We start from the raw sequence: 17,224 nt of genomic DNA, 5'->3' as shown, positions 1-17,224 counted from the left end.
TAGCCGACAGGTAAGTGCCCGGGGTGCTGGCTGCTAGAGGCTGGCGCCCCGGGTTACTTGTCTCAATTAACACCGAGAAGCCACATGTGTTTTGAGAAGCTACCATTATCGTGGCTTTTCGAAACATATGTGGCTTCTGGGCGGATTACCTCTGGGCAAATAACCGCAGGGTTAGTTGCCACCGAGGAACGGCATGAAGCGAACGATATGCTTCTCCAGCTTCTGCTTCACACGCTTCGCCTTGGTTGCTGCGTCCTCAGTCTTCGCGCCGCCGAGCTTGCCGCCAAAGAGCGAAATCTTACCCTTGACCAGGCGGCTGATCTTGCCGGGAATGGTGCGGCGGTTTTCCTTGAGCGCACGGTTGACGACGCGCTGGGTCTCTACGGAGTCCAGCTCTTCATCCTTCACGATAGTGTCTTCTTCGCGGGTGCGGCGGTCGGTCACGTAGTGGTGGAAGTGTTCCTGCACGTCGTGGTCTTCGGACTCGTTCAGGTAGGTATCGAAGTAGTCCTCGATGATGTCGCCGCTTTCGCGCAGGTCAGCGTCGTTACGAATTGCGAGGCGCACGCGGTCACGGAAGTACTCCACGCTGTCCTGGGCGGTTTCGGCGGTGCTGTTCTCACCTGCCGCGTCGGCCTTGCCATGGCGTACGGCGCGGGCTGCCTTGACGAGCTCAAGGATGTAGAGCACACCGACTTCCTGCTGCTTCACCAGCTCAGTGAGGAAGTGGACACCAGCGAACGGGTCGACCTCATCAGTCCTCTCCTCGCCCTCATCGGTTCCTTCTTCCTGTGCCTTGCGCTGTTCACGAATCTCTTCGTAGATGTCGTTGTAGACACCGGTGTAGCCCTGCATGTCGTAGTCGCTGATGAGTTCGTTGCCGCCGTCGCGGATGAACTCGTCGTGCACGCGCAGTTCCTGCTGCAGTTCAAGCACATCGTTCATGAGCTTGATGTAGCGGGCCTTGTCTTCGGGGGTGTCCACGGTGATGGAGCCGCCCTCATCGATGGGGAATTCTTCGCGCAGGTCAGAGACAGCCTGATCGTATGCGGCGTAGGCTTCCTTGTAGGGTCGGGTGAAGGCGATATCGAGGGCGGACTGGCCGTTGCTGTTTTCGGTGTCGCCGAAGAGGGTGAAGGCGTCCTTGGTTGCCTGTTCGAGGTCGCGGAAGCACACGATGTTGCCGGAGGGCTTGAGCGAGTTGAGGATTCGGTTGGTGCGGCTGTACGCCTGCACCAGGCCGTGCATCTTCAGGTTCTTGTCCACCCAGAGGGTGTTGACGGTCTTAGAGTCGAAGCCGGTCAGGAACATGTTAACGACGATGAGCAGGTCCAGTTCGCGTACCTTCATGCGGCGGGAGACGTCCTTGTAGTAGTTGTCGAAGGAGTCACCGTCGGTGCTGAAGTTGGTGCCGAACATGGTGTTGTAGTCTTCGAGGAACCCGTCCATGCGGCTGCCGGTGTCTTCGGTAGCGAAGGTGAAGTTTTCTTCTTCACCAAAGGTGTCGAAGAGCTGCCCACCGTTGCCCTGCGAGTAGATGATGGCAACCTTGAGCTTCTGTTCGGGGCGCAGTGTGCCGTCTGCGATGCGTTCTTCTTGCAGGGTGTTGATGGCGTCGTAGTAGGTGCAGGCGGCATCAATAGACGAGGTTGCCAGGATCGAGTTAAAGCCGCGCACACGCTGTACGTAGTGTTCGGTGACGCCGTTGATGGTGCGGGTCTTTTTGATGTCGTAGCTGGTGGCTGCGCTCTGGTTGGTTTTGCGGTCGTAGTTGTCCAGAATGTAGGTGGCTACGGCTTCGATACGTTCGGGGCTTTCGAGTACTTCCTTGCTCTTTGCGAACTTGGCGAGTTCCTTTGCGTCGGGGGTTTCAGCGTGTTCGGCGGCGATTTCTTCTGCGTAGGAGGTTTCTTCGAGTTCGGCGAAGTGGGGGCTGGTGTTGGTGTATTCCAGGTGGAATTTCAGCACGTTCTTGTCGTTGATGGCGTCAACGACGGTGTAGGTGTGCAGGCAGTCGCCGAAGACTTCGACGGTGGTGGTGCCGGGGCCGCCTGCGGAGTTCTTGTCGAAGATGGGGGTTCCGGTGAACCCGAACATGCTGTACTTCTTGAAGCTTTTCTTGATGGCGGTGTTCATGCGGCCGAACTGGGAGCGGTGGCATTCGTCGAAGATGATGGCTACGCGCTGGCCGTAGACGGGGTGTTCGGGTTCGGCGGTGATGAGGTTAGACAGTTTGTGGATGGTGGTGACTACGATGTTGGTTCCACGGTCGGCGAGGCGGTTGCTGAGTTCGCGGGTGCTGCCGGTGGAGCTGACGGAGTCTGCCTGGAAGTTGTTATATTCGAGCATGGTCTGGTAGTCGAGGTCCTTGCGGTCCACGACGAAGAGTACCTTGTCGACGAGTCCGGTTTCTGCCAGGCGGCGTGCGGTTTTGAAGCTGGTGAGGGTTTTGCCGCTGCCGGTGGTGTGCCAGATGTAGCCGCCGGCTTCTTTGGTGCCGAGCAGCTTGGGGTCGTTGTTGGCGATTTCGACGCGCTTAATGATTTTCTCGGTTGCCGCGATCTGGTAGGGGCGCATGACGAGCAGGTCCTGGCCTACGGTGAAGATGCAGTAGCGGGTCAGGATGTTTGCGAGGGTGTGGCGGGTGAGGAAGGTGCGCGCGAAGAGGATCAGGTCGTTGATTCGGTTGTTCTGTTCGTCTGACCAGTAGCTGGTGAAGTCGAAGCTCTTGCCTGCGGAGCCGCCGGAGGCAGTCTTACGGCCGGTTTTCTGCTGGTCTTCGACGTGCTTGTGGCGCACGGTATTGGAGTAGTATTTGGTTTCGAAGCCGTTGCTGATGACGAAGATCTGGGCGTATTCGAAGAGGCGGTGCTTGTCCTGCTGGAAGCCTTCGTTCTGGTATCGCTCGATCTGATTGAAGGCTTCGCGGATGCTCACGTTGCGCTTCTTGAGTTCGATGTGTACGAGGGGCAGGCCGTTGACGAGGATGGTCACGTCGTAGCGGTTGAGTACCTTTCCGTTGGCAGTGGGCACGCGGTACTGGTTGATGACCTGCATGCGGTTGCGTGCGGGGTAGGCGGCGTCGATGAGCATGATGTTGCGCAGGGTGCCGTTGTCGAGGCGGAAGTCGATGAAGCGTTCTTCCTGGATGAGCTTGGCCTTCTCCAGGATGCCGTCGTTGGAGCGGGCGATGTGTTCGGTGAGTAGGCGGTTGAATTCTTCGTCGGTGAAGTGGAAGCCGCTGTTGGGGCCGTAGGCGCCTTCTTCGGCGCGGGTGTTGAGGCGTTCGAGCTGTTTGCGTAGGTTACGGATGAGCGCGGCTTCGTCGGTGAGGTCCGGCTGGTAGTCGTAGCCCTGGGTTTTGAGGGTTTTGATGAGTTCGGCTTCGAGCTGCGCTTCGCTCTGGTGCTCGCGCTTCTGCTGTTGCTGGGCCTTCCATTCCTCGTGGAGGTCTGATCCCTTGAGCTTAACGATGACGGTGAAGTCGTCCGAGCTGAGGATGCTTGCGGTGCGTCCTTTGGCGGGGCGGGGGTGGTTGGGTACGGTTTCCACGGGGTGCTCCTTTGCGCAGGGATTGAGTGTGTGGATGGTTGGGCTCAGGATTGGTGAGCCCGGTTTGTTGAGTGTGTTGAGGTATATGGTTGAGGTCTAGCGGCCCGTGCAGGGGTGGCGGGGTGCCGCCCCTGCACGGGGTTCACGCATGATGCGCAGTTGATGCGCGGGTGGCTACTGGTTTTCGCCCTTGCGGAGGAAAGAAAGTAGCTGGTCGCGGTAGTACTCGTACTGGCTGCGACGCGCTGCGAGCTCTGCGGGTAGACCCTCGGAGAGGCTGGTGGTCAGGGCATCAAAGCGGTCAAGAATATCGACAATGCGCTGCTGCTCCTCCAGAGGCGGAATTGGTGCTTCAAATTCAAGGATTTTTGTTTTATTTCCACGAGGCATCTTACCTCCTCTGGAATGCGCAACGTTGTATCCAACAAATTCATTTGAAGCCAGCAGATGATAGAGATATCGAGATGAGATATTTTCCGAGAATTCGTCACGGATTCTTACAACGAGAACATCGGGGCTTGCAACGCCATCAGAATCAGCACGCCACATTTTCCTGAGGTACGGTCGAATATTTCCAAGAAGAATGTCATCCTTTCGGAAAATAACCCCAGGATTTGTGCTTTCAGTTGGAGTACAACCTTGGAAATCGCTTTTTAGATTCTCTACCCCAACATATGCCGTTACCGTAGAGTCGTCCTTTTTTCGGTCTTTCGAGTATTGAGCAAAAGAGCCTAGCGGATTACGGGGGCAGTTGAGGGTTTCGAAGAGTGAATCACGGTAGTACTCGTATTGCAGAGTACGCGCTTCCAGCTCCGCTTCCAGCTCCGCTTCCAGCTCCGCTTCCAGGTTCGTGAATTTGTCAAGAATTTCAACAATCGCTTCCTGAATCTCCAAGGGAGGAACAGGAAACTCAAACTTCTTGAAACGTTTCATATCCACGCTGGCAAAACTAGACTGCGTAGTATTTGCAAGGCACCAACGGTCCAGGACAAACGAATAGTAGTAGAGGAATTTGGGAGACAAAAGGTTCTTAAATTCGTCTTTAAGAATCAGAACAGTAAACCTTTGATTGCACAAAAAATCTACATTAATCAGCGCGTGCTCACCAATCGTCGCAGAAGTTGCCACAATGATTGAACCTGAGGGGAACATCCCGCCCTTTTTCAAAGCGCTTTCATGAACGGATTGCAAAGATTTTGAAAGAATTCCGCCATTTTCACGAATATCTTCCATGCGGAACCAAGGAACAGTTCCGTTCGCCCAATAGCTGCTATTGGACTTAGACGGGGTATAGCCATTACGGGTAGTGAACAGTTCCTCAATAGGGCGGTACTCTACCCCGTCCGGGCAGAGCTCAGCCACCAGGCGGTCAATATAATTCGTCACCTCGACCACGACTACTTGCCGCCTTCCAGGCGCGCCACAATAGCGTCAATCTCCACACGCAACTGCGCCTGACGAGCCACAATACCCTCAATCCGAGAATTCAGCTCAACAATATCCACACGCTCACGGGTATCCTCCGGCTCAACCCAGCTCGACACCGCCAGGTTCGCCTCCTGCTCCAGCAGCTTCTCCACCGGAACCAGCGCCGAGAAATGCTCACGCTCCTCACGAGCCGCCAGCACCTCAAGAATCTTCTCGCGGTGCGACTTACCCAGAATATTCTGGTTCGTGCCCTTATCAAAGAGTTGCGAAGCATCTACGAACAGCACCGAATGGTCCTTTCGACGACCCTTCTTCAACACCAAAATGCAGGTCGCAATGCTCGTACCATAGAACAGGTTGGCAGGCAGCTGAATCACAGCATCCACCACGTTCTGCTTCAACAGATACTCACGAATCTTACGCTCCGCACCGCCACGGTATAGCACACCCGGGAACTCAACGATAGCAGCCGTACCCGCCTCATCCAGAGACGCCAACATATGCATCGTAAACGCCAAATCAGCCTTCGACTTAGGCGCCAACACAGCCGCCGGGGCATAACGGTCATCATGAATCAGGGTCGGGTCATCATCACCCTTCCACTTCGTCGAATACGGAGGGTTAGACACAATCGCACCAAACGGCTCCTCAAAATCACCGCCCGCACCACCACGATGCTTCGGATCAATCAGAGTATCACCGTGCGCAATACTGAAATCATCCACCGGCACACCGTGCAGCATCATGTTCATACGGCACAGGTTATAGGTCGTCAGGTTAATCTCCTGACCCACAAAACGCAGGCCGTCCGAGTTCTTACCCAGCTCACGCTTAAACTTCAACAGCAGCGAACCCGAACCACACGCCGGGTCATACACGGTACGAATCTGCTCAGCCTCACGGCCATCCATGGCAATCTTCGCCAGCAGCTCCGAAACCTCCTGCGGAGTGTAGTACTCGCCGCCGCTCTTACCCGCATTCGCCGCGTACATGCCCATCAGGTACTCGTAGGCGTCACCGAATGCATCATTCTCGCTATCCTCGTAGTCCTTACCCAGGTTCATATCCGCCACAGCATCCATGAGCTTGAGCAGGTTCTCGTGACGAGCCGCAGGGCTCACACCCAGCTTGTTTGAGTCCAGTACGAAGTCGTCGAAGAGGCCCTTCACGTTGTTCTCAGACTCAGTACCGCGCGCCGACTCCTCGAATGCCTTGAACACGTTCGCCAGGGTCTCATTCAGGTTCTGATCCTGACGCGCCTTCGCATGCACCACAGAAAACAGCTGAGAGGGCAGCAGCAGGAAGCCACGCTCCTCCACCAGCATGCGGCGAGTATCCTCATCAAAAGCTTCATCAGGAATCTGTTCAAAAGCCTGATCCAGACCGTACTTCTTCTCCACAAAGCGCACCTGGCTCTCAGAGAGGTAACGGTAGAACAGCATACCCAGCACGTACTGCTTAAAGTCCCAGCCGTCTACCGAACCGCGCAGGTCATTCGCAATACGCCAAATCGTAGAGTGCAGCTGCGCACGCTCAGCGTTACGGTTACGGTGCTCGTCAGTGGTAGCGGAAGAATCCGTAGACTGCGTCGTCATAGGGGCGGTCAACCTCTCATTAGTTATCGTTTCTCGTCGAAGAAACGTCAAAGTTCGGGACCCGTGCGGTCCCGGTCGTACACATACGCCAGTGTGGGTTCAGAAGCCCTACTCGGTGGGAGTGTTCATAGCTTCCACAAGCTGATTCGTACCCGGCGGCGCGAACTCTTTCAGTATACGGGTTCCCCAGACCCCATACTCGCTGGTTCGTCATCGCTGAGCCACTGGTTGTCTCGATAGGTTAGTGTCTTCGCCGTGGGTCTTTAACCCGTAGTGAAGACACTAACCTATCGAAGGAGCCCCAGCCCTCCCCTATAAACGATGAAAAGCCACATGTGTTTCGAGAAGCCACCAAAGAAGTGGCTTTTCGAAACACATGTGGCTTCTGGGCGTAGAAAAGTATTTACGCTTCCGAGGGTTTCGCGCCGGTCAGGCGGTACGCCTTGTACACGCCCGTCACGTTACGGACCACGTTCAGCACGTGCTCCAGCATGAAGCGGTCACCCAGCTCCAGGGCGAAGCGGTCCACCACGGTACGATCCTCCGAAGTGTGCACGCGCGCATCCAGAATGTTCACGCCCGATTCAGAAATTGCACGGATCAGGTCGCTCAGCAGGCCCTTACGGTCCAGCGCCTCCACCTGAATCTGCACACGGTACGTAGCGGTCGGCGAAGACGCCCACTCGACCGTAGTCACGCGCGGCTCCTCGTCAGCGTTACGCATGTTCGGGCAGTCACGGCGGTGCACCGAAATGCCGTTGTAACGGGTCACAATGCCGATAATGTCATCCGGCGGAACCGGGGTGCAGCAGCGCGCAATCTTCGTCAGCACACCCTCAGCACCGGGCACAACCACGCCGTTATCGCCAATCGCCTTGCGGGTCGACTTCAGCAGCGTCTCGTCAAAGTCGCTGACCTCAACCTCGGGTGCCGGCTCGTCGCCGCGGTGCACCTCAACGAGGGTGTCAATGACCTGCTTCGGCGCGATTTCGTGCTCACCAATTGCACGGTACAGCGACGCCACATCGTTCTTGTGCAGCAGTTGAGCCACCTGAGTCATGATCTCCGGGCTCATCATCTTCTGCAGCGGCAGCTCACTGTTGCGCATGCTCTTCGTCAGCATCTCGCGGCCGGCGAGCAGCGCCTCCAGGCGGCGTTCCTTCACAAAATACTGACGAATCTTCGTGCGAGCGCGTGAGGAGCGAACGAACTTCAGCCAGTCCTCGCTGGGGCCAGCATCCTCGTTCTTCGTGGTCATAATTTCCACGGTGGCGCCGGTGGGCAGGACCGTGTGCAGCGGTACCAGGCGGCCGTTGACCTTCGCGCCGACGGTGCGGTCGCCGACCTCGCTGTGGATGGCGTAAGCAAAGTCCACGGGGGTGGAGCCGTTAGGCAGGGCGATTGCTTCGCCGTTGGGGGTGAGTACGACGATTTCGTCGGTGTCGAGGGTGTCTGCCAGCGACTCGTAGAACTTCTCCGACTCGGGGTTGGAGTTCGAAATTTCGGCGATGGACTGCAGGATGCCGACGTTCATCATCGCCGAGGTCTGGGTGCCCGGCTCCTTCGGGTCCTTCGCGGGCGCGCCGCCACGAGTTGCGACTTTCTCACCGCGCGACGCGGCCTTATAACGCCAATGCGCCGCCACACCGTACTCGGCCTCTTCGTGCATCTTGTAGGTGCGAATCTGAATTTCAAGCGGCAGGTTACCCGGACCGTACACAGTCAAATGCAACGACTGGTAGTTATTGTTCTTCGGGTTCTTAATGTAGTCCTTGAAACGGCCGGTCATCGACGGCCACAAGGACAGCACGTGACCGAGCACGGTGTAGCACTCTGCCTCTTCCTCAACCATGATACGCACGGCGAGAATGTCATTAATCTCGTCGAAGCTGCGGCCCTTCGTCTTCATCTTCTGATGAATCGAATAGTAGTGCTTGGGGCGGCCCGTCACCGTCGCCTCAATACCGACCTGCGCCAGGCGCTCCTTAATCTTGGTGCGCGCCTCGTTCAGGAACTTTTCGAGGGCGGGGGTGCGTTCGCCGACCATGCGCACCATTTCGGCGTAAATTTCCGGGCTCATAGCGGCGAAGGACAGGTCCTCCAGCTCCCACTTGATCGTGTTCAGACCCAGGCGGTGCGCGAGCGGCGCGTAAATCTTCAGGGTCTCTTCTGCCTTCTTCGCGGCAGAAGCCTGCGGCACAAAACGCCAGGTGCGGGCGTTGTGCAGGCGGTCGGCAAGCTTGATGAGCAGCACACGGATGTCCTTGCTCATAGACAGCACGAGCTTACGAATCGTCTCAATGGAGGCGTTCTCGCCATAGGTCATCTTGTCCAGCTTGGTCACGCCGTCGACCAGGTAAGCGACCTCCTCACCGAACTCGTCAGTAAGCTGCTCCATCGTGTAATCGGTGTCTTCCACCGTGTCATGTAGCAGGCCAGCGGCGAGCACGGGGCCGGTCGCGCCCATCTCCGCAAGAATGGCGGTCACCGCGACAGGGTGGGTGATGTACGGGTCGCCACTCTTACGCTTCTGACCCTCGTGACAGCGGTTCGCCACCTCGTAGGCGCGCTGCAGCATCTGGATGTCTTCGTCCGGGTGGTAGCGGCGCACGGCACGTACGACCGGCGCAATCATCGGGGAGAAACGGATAGTGCCGCCGTGCGAATCGGGCGCCTCTATCTTGCCGCTGCGGCTACCGAAGACCAGGCGGTTCGGCACACGTCCGCCAGCAGCCATGACGCGGTGCGAGCCGCGTTTCTTCTTTGCGTCAGACGAATCAGTTTCAGGCAGAGGAATCGGGCCAGCGGGCCGAACCGCGGGCTTCTCGGCGGTCCCTGCAGAGTTCTCAGCGTTGGTGTTCACGGCAGGTTCTGCACTCATTCCAGGCTCCTTTGGACGTAACAGCGATGGCCTGAGCCCCCGAATCTGCTCGTCGTTGAAAGGCGTGGATGCGGGCGCGCAGTATCTTCTACCCTTATCCTACCCAGCACGCGGATATGAGCCAAAATATGTGCGTAAACTATGCCGCGCTGCGAAATATTAGGCCGGTGAAACATTAGCCCGGCGAACATGAGGTTCAGCGGGGAACAAGGAGGCGCCACTCCCCCGGCTCTGCTACCCCACGCCACTGCTAGAACAAGCCATGGGGGAACAGACCAGCGGATATAAAACCGCGGGCACGCTAAAGGGGAGCCGACACCTCTCGGTATCGACTCCCCTATCGTTAGCGATGCCAGTGGTGCTGGCGGAACGTTGGCTAACCGTTCAGGTTCACGCGGTGAATCTCAATGGTTGCGCGTGCTGGCTTCTTAGCGGGCTTCTCGGTTGCTTTCTTGACCTCTGCGGAATCCTCGGACTTCTGAGCCTTCTCAGCCTCGTCAGCATCCTCAGCGTCCTTGAAGCTGCCGCTCTCCACCTTCGCGGTGTGCTCACGAATCTGATCCTCACCCAAACGCAGCGAAGCATACAGCGGCGCAGACACGAACAGCGTACCGAACATGCCCACCAGAATACCCACAAACAGCGACAGGGACAGGTCCTGCAGAGTACCCGCACCCAGGATGAACGCACCAATGAACAAGATCGCGCCCACCGGCAGAACACCCACAATAGCGGTGTTAATCGAACGGACCAGAGTCTGGTTCACCGCCAGGTTAATCTGCTCGGCAAAGGTCGTGTCACGGCGTTCCAGCACATCCTCGGTGTTCTCACGGATCTTATCGAACACCACCACCGAGTCGTACAGCGAGTAGCTCAGAATCGTCAAGAAACCAATAATCGCACTCGGAGTGATCTCGAAGCCGAACGCGGCGTACAGACCAACCGTCACCACCACGGTGAAGAACAGGCCCGCAATAGACGCCAGCGACATCTTCCAGGTACGGAAGTAGAACGCCATACCAATCAGCGCAAGCACCACAAACGCGACCAGACCCCAGAACGCCTGACGGGTCACATCCGCACCCCAGGTCGGGCCCACAAATGAAGAGGTCACGTCATTCTCAGAGACGCCGTAACCCTCCTGCAAAGCGGCCTTCACCTGCAGAGTCTCATCATCGCTGAGCTTGCTCATCTGGGCACGAATCGTACCCGGCGCAATATTGGTCACGCGAACATCCGAAGCATCCTTCGCCTTCTCGTGAATAATGCGCTCACCCGTAGCAGTATCAACGTGCGCGGTCTTCGAGACCACGAACTCCGAACCGCCACGGAAATCAATACCCAAGTTGAAGCCGCCACCAACAGCCGGAATCAGAACCGAAACCGCCATCAGCACAGCCGCAAGCAGCAACCACAGGCGGCGCTTACCCACGAAGGGGTACGAGCGGGCACCCGAATGCAGGTCATTACCGAAGCGGGCAAAAGCATTAGGTTTCACATCGGTAGCCATGCTTAGCTCTCCTTCTTCTCATCAGAAGCAGACTCCTCAGACTCAGCGGCAGCACGCTCTGCACGGCGACGCTCAGCAATGCTCAGCTGCTTCTCCCCCGGGCTGCGGAGGCGACCGGCACCACGGTACAGCGGCGTAGCTCCCAGCGACTCAGGCGACAAGCCTGAGTGGCGGTGACCCTCACCGAAGTAGCGGGTATTCGCCAGCAGAGTCAGCATCGGGTGGGTGAACAGGTACACGACCACAAGGTCAGCAATCGCAGTCAAACCAAGGGTGAACGCGAAGCCCTTCACCGAACCGACGGACACCACGTACAGCACCACAGCAGCCAGCAGGTTCACAGCCTTCGACGCCAGAATAGTGCGGGATGCACGCTGCCAACCGTGGTTCACCGCCGACGGGATCGTGCGGCCCGCACGGATCTCATCACGGATACGCTCAAAGTAGACGATAAACGAGTCAGCTGTAGCACCAATCGCCACAATCAGACCCGCCACACCAGCCAGGGACAGGCGGTAGTTCAACGCCCAACCCAGCAGAGCAATCGCCTCATACGAAATAATGCCAGCCACAACCAGCGACATCATCGTGACAAAACCCAGCAGACGGTACTGGAACAGTGAGTACACAAACACCAGCAGCAGGCCAATCAGACCGGTCAGCAGACCCACACGCAGCTGCTCCGAACCCAAGGTTGCAGAAATCTGCTGCTCCGACTGGATCGTGAAGCTAATCGGCAGGGCACCGTACTTCAGCTGATCGGCAAGAGCCTTCGCCTCCTGCTCGGTGAAGTGACCGGTAATCTGCGGCTTACCATCAGAAATCACAGCCTGCGACACCGGGGAAGACAGCACCTTGCCGTCCAGCAGAATTGCGAAGCGGGCACGAGGATCCGAAGCGTTCTGTGCACGAATCGCGTTCAGACGAGAAGTAATGTTCTGGAACTTCTCACGGGCCTCATCGTTGAACTGAATGTTCACAGCCCAACGGCCCGTGGTCACGCCCTGGCCGCTCGTCTCCTGCGAGTGGCTTGCGGTAGAAATATCACTACCATTCAGCTCCACAGGACCCAGAATATACTTCTCCTGACCGTCAGTGGAGCACGCCACCATCGGCTTAGTCGGGTCCGCACTATCGGCGTCCTCATTGCGTGCCGCGGTGCAGTCCTTCGCCTCGTACTGCTTGTACAGGTCCGCCGTAATCCAGTTGCGGTCCGAACCATTAGTCGGTTCCGCGGAGGGCTTGGGCAGCTTATCGTCCGCAGTGCGGGCATTCTCAGCTACCGCAGTACCGGCGCCAGAAAGCAGCACCGGGCGGAACGTCATATTTGCAGACGCCTGAATCAGCTGACGAGTCTCAGCGTTCATCGTTCCGGGAACCGAAACAACCACGTTATTACCCGAGCCGAAGGAGGTGGTGACTTCCGCCTCCGAAACGCCAGCACCATCAACGCGCTGACGAATAATCTCAACCGCCTGATTCAACTGCTCCTGGGAGACGTTCTCATCCGAAGAGCCATTGACCTTCGGAGAAAGAATCATCTGAGTACCACCCGAAAGGTCCAGGGCGAGCTTCGGTGCCCAAGAACCTCCCGAGTAGGTGGTGCCGAAAATACCGGCAGCCATAACAACCATGAGCAGGACCATCGAGAGGAGCGCCCCTCGCGCGGCTGCAAGCGGTGAACGCTTAGCCATAATGTTCCTTCTATGAATATTTTCGTGTGTAGATTTGGTGTTCTACAGATTCCGTAACGCGAAAACCCGACGCCGCTGATGGGGGCGCCGGGCTCATACGCTCTGAACTACTTAGCAGTATCAGAAGAGGTATCGGAAGCGGGAGCTTCGGATGCGGTAGCCTCGTACACGTCCTCAGTCAGGGGTGCTGCGGGGGCCTCCTCCTCAACGACGGCCATAATCGCGTTCAGTGCCAGAGTAATAACAACACCGTCCGCAATCTGAAGCTGCAACTTATTGTTCTCAAAATCAGTGCTGACAACGGTGCCGTAGATGCCGGAACCAGTCATCACCTGGGTGCCGGGGACGAGAGACTGCTGCATTGCGCGCAGTTCCTCCACCTGCTTACGCTGACGCTTCTGGGCGGAGAACATCATCCATGCCAGCAGCGCCATCATGGCAATCATAATCAGGAGGTTAAAATCCATGGTCTCACTTTCACATCCGCACCCGTGCCGCTCACCGCGAGGGTTGAGCCTACCAGAAGGTGTGGAATCGTAGATACAGTACGTATCCATCCTACGCGAGAGCATGAGCTTTAGCGCCCCGAACCAGCATTTTTGTGAGGTTAACCTGAGTTTTGGACTCTCTCGGCGTAATTTCTGTCCCCAGAAGAAGCCCGGCAGAGCCCGATGGAACCCAAAAGCGCCTGCAGAAGAGTTGCAGAAAGATACGTTGCCGAAAAATACAAGGAGCGCACACAGAAAAGCCCGCAGGAGGCTGATACCTCCCACGGGCTACTGCTGTTTTATCAGTTGATGCGGGACTAGAGCTGAATTTCGGGTGCTTCCAAGCCGAGGTGCTCCCACGCCGCGGGCAGAGCCACACGACCGCGCGGGGTGCGACCAATCAGGCCCTCACGCACCAGGTACGGCTCGGCAACCGTCTCCACGGTCTCAGTCTCCTCACCCACCGCAATAGCGAGGGTAGACAGACCTACCGGGCCGCCGCCGAACTTGTGAATCAGCGCCTCCAGCACGGCACGGTCCAGGCGGTCCAGGCCGCGTGAATCCACCTCGTACATGTCCAGCGCGGTTGCGGCATCATGCGCGTTAATACGATCCACGCCGTTCACCAGCGCCCAGTCACGCACACGGCGCAGCAGACGGTTCGCAATACGCGGCGTGCCGCGGGAACGACCAGCAATCTCGGTGAAGCCCTCGGAGGTGATCTGCATGTCCATCAGACCCGCGCTACGGCGAAGTACCAGCTCAAGCTCCTCCACCGAGTAGAACTCCAGGTGACCGGTAAAACCAAAACGGTCACGCAAAGGGCCGGGCAGCAAACCTGCACGGGTCGTCGCACCCACGAGAGTGAACTGCGGCAGCTCCAGCGGAATGGAAGTCGCACCCGCACCCTTACCGACCACAATGTCCACGCGGAAATCTTCCATCGCCATGTACAGCATTTCCTCAGCCGGGCGGCTCATACGGTGAATCTCATCCAGGAACAGCACCTCACCGGGAGTCAGCGAAGACAGAATCGCCGCCAAATCACCCGAATACTGAATCGCCGGGCCGGAGGTGATGCGCAGCGGCGCCTCCATCTCTGCCGCAATAATCATCGCGAGAGTGGTCTTACCCAGACCGGGAGGGCCCGACAGCAACACATGATCGGCGCTACGGCCACGCATCTTTGAAGCCTCCAGCACCAGAGACAGCTGCTGACGCACACGACGCTGACCCACAAAGTCGTCCAGGGACTTAGGGCGCAGTGCTGCCTCAATCATCTTCTCTTCAGGCTCTTCTTCCATCGCCACCAGGCGCTGGGCGGGGGCTGAAGATGCCTGAGTGCCGGGCACCTGACCGGGAAAATACCCGCCGGAAACCAGGGACGCCGCGGGCTGCGGCTCATAGGGATTCTGGCTCATAGAATTCTTCTTTCACAAAAGTTTGAGTGGGATACGTCGAACAGGGCGCGCCGCTTAGTGGCGACCCACCGTGTTCTGAGTACCCAAAGAGGCGAGCACACCGCGCAGAGCCACACCCACCGGCTCAGTCTCTGCGGCAGGGTTGTGCTGCACGTAAGCGTCAATAGCGGCGGAAGCGTCCTTCTCACTCCAGCCCAGGGAGGTGAGAGCGTCAAGCACCTGCGGCTTCCAGACGATGCCCTGACTCAGCGGCAGCTCATCGGTCTGGCCATCACTGAGAATCAGCTTGCCAGCAAGCTCCAGCACAATACGGCGGGCACCCTTCGGACCAATACCGGGAACCTTCGTGAACGCCTTATCGTCACCGGTCGCCACGGCGCGCTCCACCTCTGCGGCAGTGTGAACGCTCAACACCGCCAGGGCAATACGAGGACCAATACCGGACACCGAAAGCATCATATCGAACACTTCACGCTCGGCAGGCTCCGAAAAACCATAGAGAGTCATCGACTCTTCACGCACAATCATGGTGGTCAGCACGGTAGCTTCCTCACCGGTGCGCAGCTTGGAGAGAGTACGCGCAGTCGCGTACACGAGCATGCCGAAACCGTTCACGTTAATCACCGCATGATCAAGGCCCACCTGAGCCACACGACCGGTCAGGGATGCAATCATTTTCTCTCCACCTTTCAACACCGCGCCCACAGATGGAGGCTCGCGGCAGTGTGAGGGCACCGGGAACTCCGGCACCCACAGAACGCGCTCCCCCAATTCAACGGGGAGACACTACAAGTATATTAGAATATTTCTTCTGAAATCAAGCATATATTCGAACTTCTTAGCGAATATACGCGAGCCAGTGCGAGGGGTACAAAAGCCCACAAAGGCACCTCTAGCGGCGAGCGCGCGTCTCCGCCTCCATCCAGGCACGCTGCGCCGGAGTCAACGACCCGCCACGACGAGCCTGAACAGGGCGTGAACCCTGGTGAGTCTGCGTCTGAGCAGACATGTTAATACCCGAACCGATGCCGCCGCCACGCCAACCGTGACAAATCGCAATCGCCAGAGCATCGGCAGCATCGGCGGGTTTCGGCATGGAATCCAAACCCAAAATACGGGTCACCATGCGGCCCACCGATGCCTTATCGGCACGGCCGCTACCGGTCACGGCCGCCTTCACCTCCGAAGGGGTATGGAAGAACACCGGCACGCCGCGCATTGCAGCCGCAGAAATCACCGCACCCGAAGCATGCGCCGTACCAATCACCGTGTTCACCTGTTCCTGGGCGAAGACACGCTCAATGGCGAGGGCGTCCGGCTTGTAGGTGTCGAGCCAGTGGGAGGCGGCGTTGAAAATCCAGAAAATACGCTGGTCCAGGGACTCCGCCGGGATCGTGCCAGCAACACCCACGTTCACGAAGTGCGCCTTACGATTAGCAGTCATATCAAGCATGGAGAAGCCACAGCGGGTCAGACCAGGATCAACGCCCATAATGCGGGTCGCACCCGAAACACGCTCCACAGCGGTGGCGGTATGATTCTCACGCATGCTATCGCGTGCGGCAGGTTGAGCGGCAGACATCATCTCCCCTTTCGACAAACTCCCTCTAGAATCTCTAGATTCTAGCCCTTCAGAATCCTAGCACCCGGCACCAGGGCACGCCACGAGAACGGTCACCACGAGTACGGCCACTACTCGTGCCATCCCCAAGACGCTAAGAAGCCACTCCCCCAACCAGCCACCCTACGGCGGCTCGATTAAAGGAGCGGCTTCTTCAAACGTCAGATATCAGAATCCGAGGGATTACTCAGCTTCCAGCTCTGCCATAACCTCAGCAGAAACATTAGCGTTAGAGTAGACGTTCTGAACGTCGTCAAGCTCTTCAATAGCGTCTGCCAGCTTCATGAACTTCTTAGCACCCTCAGCGTCCAGGTCAACCTGCATAGTCGGGCGGAAGACCGGGTCGTCATTGTTATACTCGAGCTCAGCCTCGTCCAGCGCCTTACGGATCTCGGGCAGGTCGGTTGCTGCGGAAACAACGGTGAACACGTCGCCCTCGTCCAGAACCTCTTCAGCGCCTGCATCCAGAACAGCCATCAGAACGTCATCCTCGGTCAGGCCGTCAGTCTTGGTGACCTCAGCAACGCCCTTACGCTCGAAGAGGAACGCAACCGAACCCTGGTCAGCCATGGTACCGCCGTTACGGGTCACAGCCAGGCGAACCTCAGACGCTGCACGGTTACGGTTATCAGTCAGACACTCAATGTACAGAGCGGTACCCTGCGGGCCGCGTGCTTCGTACATGATTTCGGTGTAGTCAATGGTCTCACCGGTCAGGCCAGCGCCACGCTTGATTGCGCGGTCAATGTTGTCGTTAGGAACGGAGTTCTTCTTCGCCTTCGACACAGCCAGGTCAAGAGCGGGGTTACCAGCAATATCAGCACCGCCCATACGTGCTGCAACTTCAATTGCCTTAATGAACTTCGCGAAGGCCTTCGCACGCTTAGCGTCAATAGCGGCCTTCTTGTGCTTAGTAGTCGCCCATTTAGAGTGACCGGACATTCGTATCTCCCTTAGTCAAAACCTCCGTGCGGGCACGGCGAAACGTCCCACGCACCGTACTGTACTCACATAACTATACCGTAGCGGAGGCG

At 57.6% G+C, this 17,224-nt stretch carries 11 protein-coding genes; all 11 read right to left on the bottom strand.

Annotation, left to right across the window (positions count from 1 at the left end; genetic code table 11):
* Positions 1-171: 171 nt before the first annotated feature.
* The 11 genes from QFX07_RS04090 to QFX07_RS04040 all read right to left on the bottom strand — a co-directional run bounded on the left by QFX07_RS04090 (position 172) and on the right by QFX07_RS04040 (position 17,132).
* Positions 172-3,552: a type I restriction endonuclease subunit R gene (locus tag QFX07_RS04090; RefSeq protein WP_279754101.1), complete on the bottom strand. Its 3,381-nt coding sequence runs from the start codon at positions 3,550-3,552 to the stop codon at positions 172-174.
* 174 nt (positions 3,553-3,726) lie between these two features.
* On the bottom strand, positions 3,727-4,947 hold the full coding sequence (locus QFX07_RS04085) for a restriction endonuclease subunit S (protein WP_279754102.1): 1,221 nt from the start codon (positions 4,945-4,947) through the stop codon (positions 3,727-3,729).
* Between the two features lie 2 nt (positions 4,948-4,949).
* Positions 4,950-6,575: a type I restriction-modification system subunit M gene (locus QFX07_RS04080; RefSeq protein WP_279754103.1), complete on the bottom strand. Its 1,626-nt coding sequence runs from the start codon at positions 6,573-6,575 to the stop codon at positions 4,950-4,952.
* A gap of 403 nt (positions 6,576-6,978) precedes the next feature.
* Positions 6,979-9,456, bottom strand: coding sequence for a RelA/SpoT family protein (locus QFX07_RS04075; RefSeq protein ID WP_279754104.1), 2,478 nt, complete (start codon positions 9,454-9,456; stop codon positions 6,979-6,981).
* 376 nt (positions 9,457-9,832) lie between these two features.
* Positions 9,833-10,966 carry a protein translocase subunit SecF gene (secF, locus tag QFX07_RS04070; RefSeq protein WP_279754105.1) on the bottom strand — a complete coding sequence of 378 codons (1,134 nt, stop codon included), beginning with the start codon at positions 10,964-10,966 and terminating at the stop codon, positions 9,833-9,835.
* A gap of 2 nt (positions 10,967-10,968) precedes the next feature.
* Entirely contained in the window at positions 10,969-12,660 is a 1,692-nt protein-coding gene (secD, locus tag QFX07_RS04065) for a protein translocase subunit SecD (RefSeq protein WP_279754106.1), read from the bottom strand.
* A 107-nt stretch (positions 12,661-12,767) separates the two neighbouring features.
* Positions 12,768-13,127, bottom strand: a complete 360-nt coding sequence (gene yajC, locus QFX07_RS04060) for a preprotein translocase subunit YajC (RefSeq protein ID WP_279754107.1) — start codon at positions 13,125-13,127, stop codon at positions 12,768-12,770.
* A gap of 338 nt (positions 13,128-13,465) precedes the next feature.
* Positions 13,466-14,452, bottom strand: a complete 987-nt coding sequence (ruvB, locus tag QFX07_RS04055) for a Holliday junction branch migration DNA helicase RuvB (RefSeq protein ID WP_279754228.1) — start codon at positions 14,450-14,452, stop codon at positions 13,466-13,468.
* Between the two features lie 171 nt (positions 14,453-14,623).
* Positions 14,624-15,244 (bottom strand): Holliday junction branch migration protein RuvA, encoded by a 621-nt coding sequence (gene ruvA, locus QFX07_RS04050; protein ID WP_005505871.1) that lies wholly within the window; start codon positions 15,242-15,244, stop codon positions 14,624-14,626.
* A 217-nt stretch (positions 15,245-15,461) separates the two neighbouring features.
* A complete protein-coding gene (gene ruvC / locus QFX07_RS04045; protein WP_459741336.1) occupies positions 15,462-16,151 on the bottom strand; it encodes a crossover junction endodeoxyribonuclease RuvC in 690 nt (229 codons plus the stop codon).
* A gap of 222 nt (positions 16,152-16,373) precedes the next feature.
* Positions 16,374-17,132 carry a YebC/PmpR family DNA-binding transcriptional regulator gene (locus QFX07_RS04040; RefSeq protein WP_279754108.1) on the bottom strand — a complete coding sequence of 253 codons (759 nt, stop codon included), beginning with the start codon at positions 17,130-17,132 and terminating at the stop codon, positions 16,374-16,376.
* Positions 17,133-17,224 lie beyond the last annotated feature (92 nt).

It is taken from the genome of Rothia similimucilaginosa (assembly GCF_029850985.2).
Classification (GTDB): Bacteria; Actinomycetota; Actinomycetes; order Actinomycetales; family Micrococcaceae; genus Rothia.
The sequence above is the reverse complement of the archived record's forward strand: the minus strand, read 5'-3'. Positions and strand labels throughout refer to the sequence as shown.

Coding starts and splice junctions, on each gene's coding strand:
- QFX07_RS04080 (WP_279754103.1), bottom strand. CDS start 6,575: ATGACGACGCAGTCTACGGATTCTTCCGCTACCACTGACGAGCACCGT.
- QFX07_RS04075 (WP_279754104.1), bottom strand. CDS start 9,456: ATGAGTGCAGAACCTGCCGTGAACACCAACGCTGAGAACTCTGCAGGG.
- secF (WP_279754105.1), bottom strand. CDS start 10,966: ATGGCTACCGATGTGAAACCTAATGCTTTTGCCCGCTTCGGTAATGAC.
- secD (WP_279754106.1), bottom strand. CDS start 12,660: ATGGCTAAGCGTTCACCGCTTGCAGCCGCGCGAGGGGCGCTCCTCTCG.
- yajC (WP_279754107.1), bottom strand. CDS start 13,127: ATGGATTTTAACCTCCTGATTATGATTGCCATGATGGCGCTGCTGGCA.
- ruvB (WP_279754228.1), bottom strand. CDS start 14,452: ATGGAAGAAGAGCCTGAAGAGAAGATGATTGAGGCAGCACTGCGCCCT.
- ruvA (WP_005505871.1), bottom strand. CDS start 15,244: ATGATTGCATCCCTGACCGGTCGTGTGGCTCAGGTGGGCCTTGATCAT.
- ruvC (WP_459741336.1), bottom strand. CDS start 16,151: ATGTCTGCCGCTCAACCTGCCGCACGCGATAGCATGCGTGAGAATCAT.
- QFX07_RS04040 (WP_279754108.1), bottom strand. CDS start 17,132: ATGTCCGGTCACTCTAAATGGGCGACTACTAAGCACAAGAAGGCCGCT.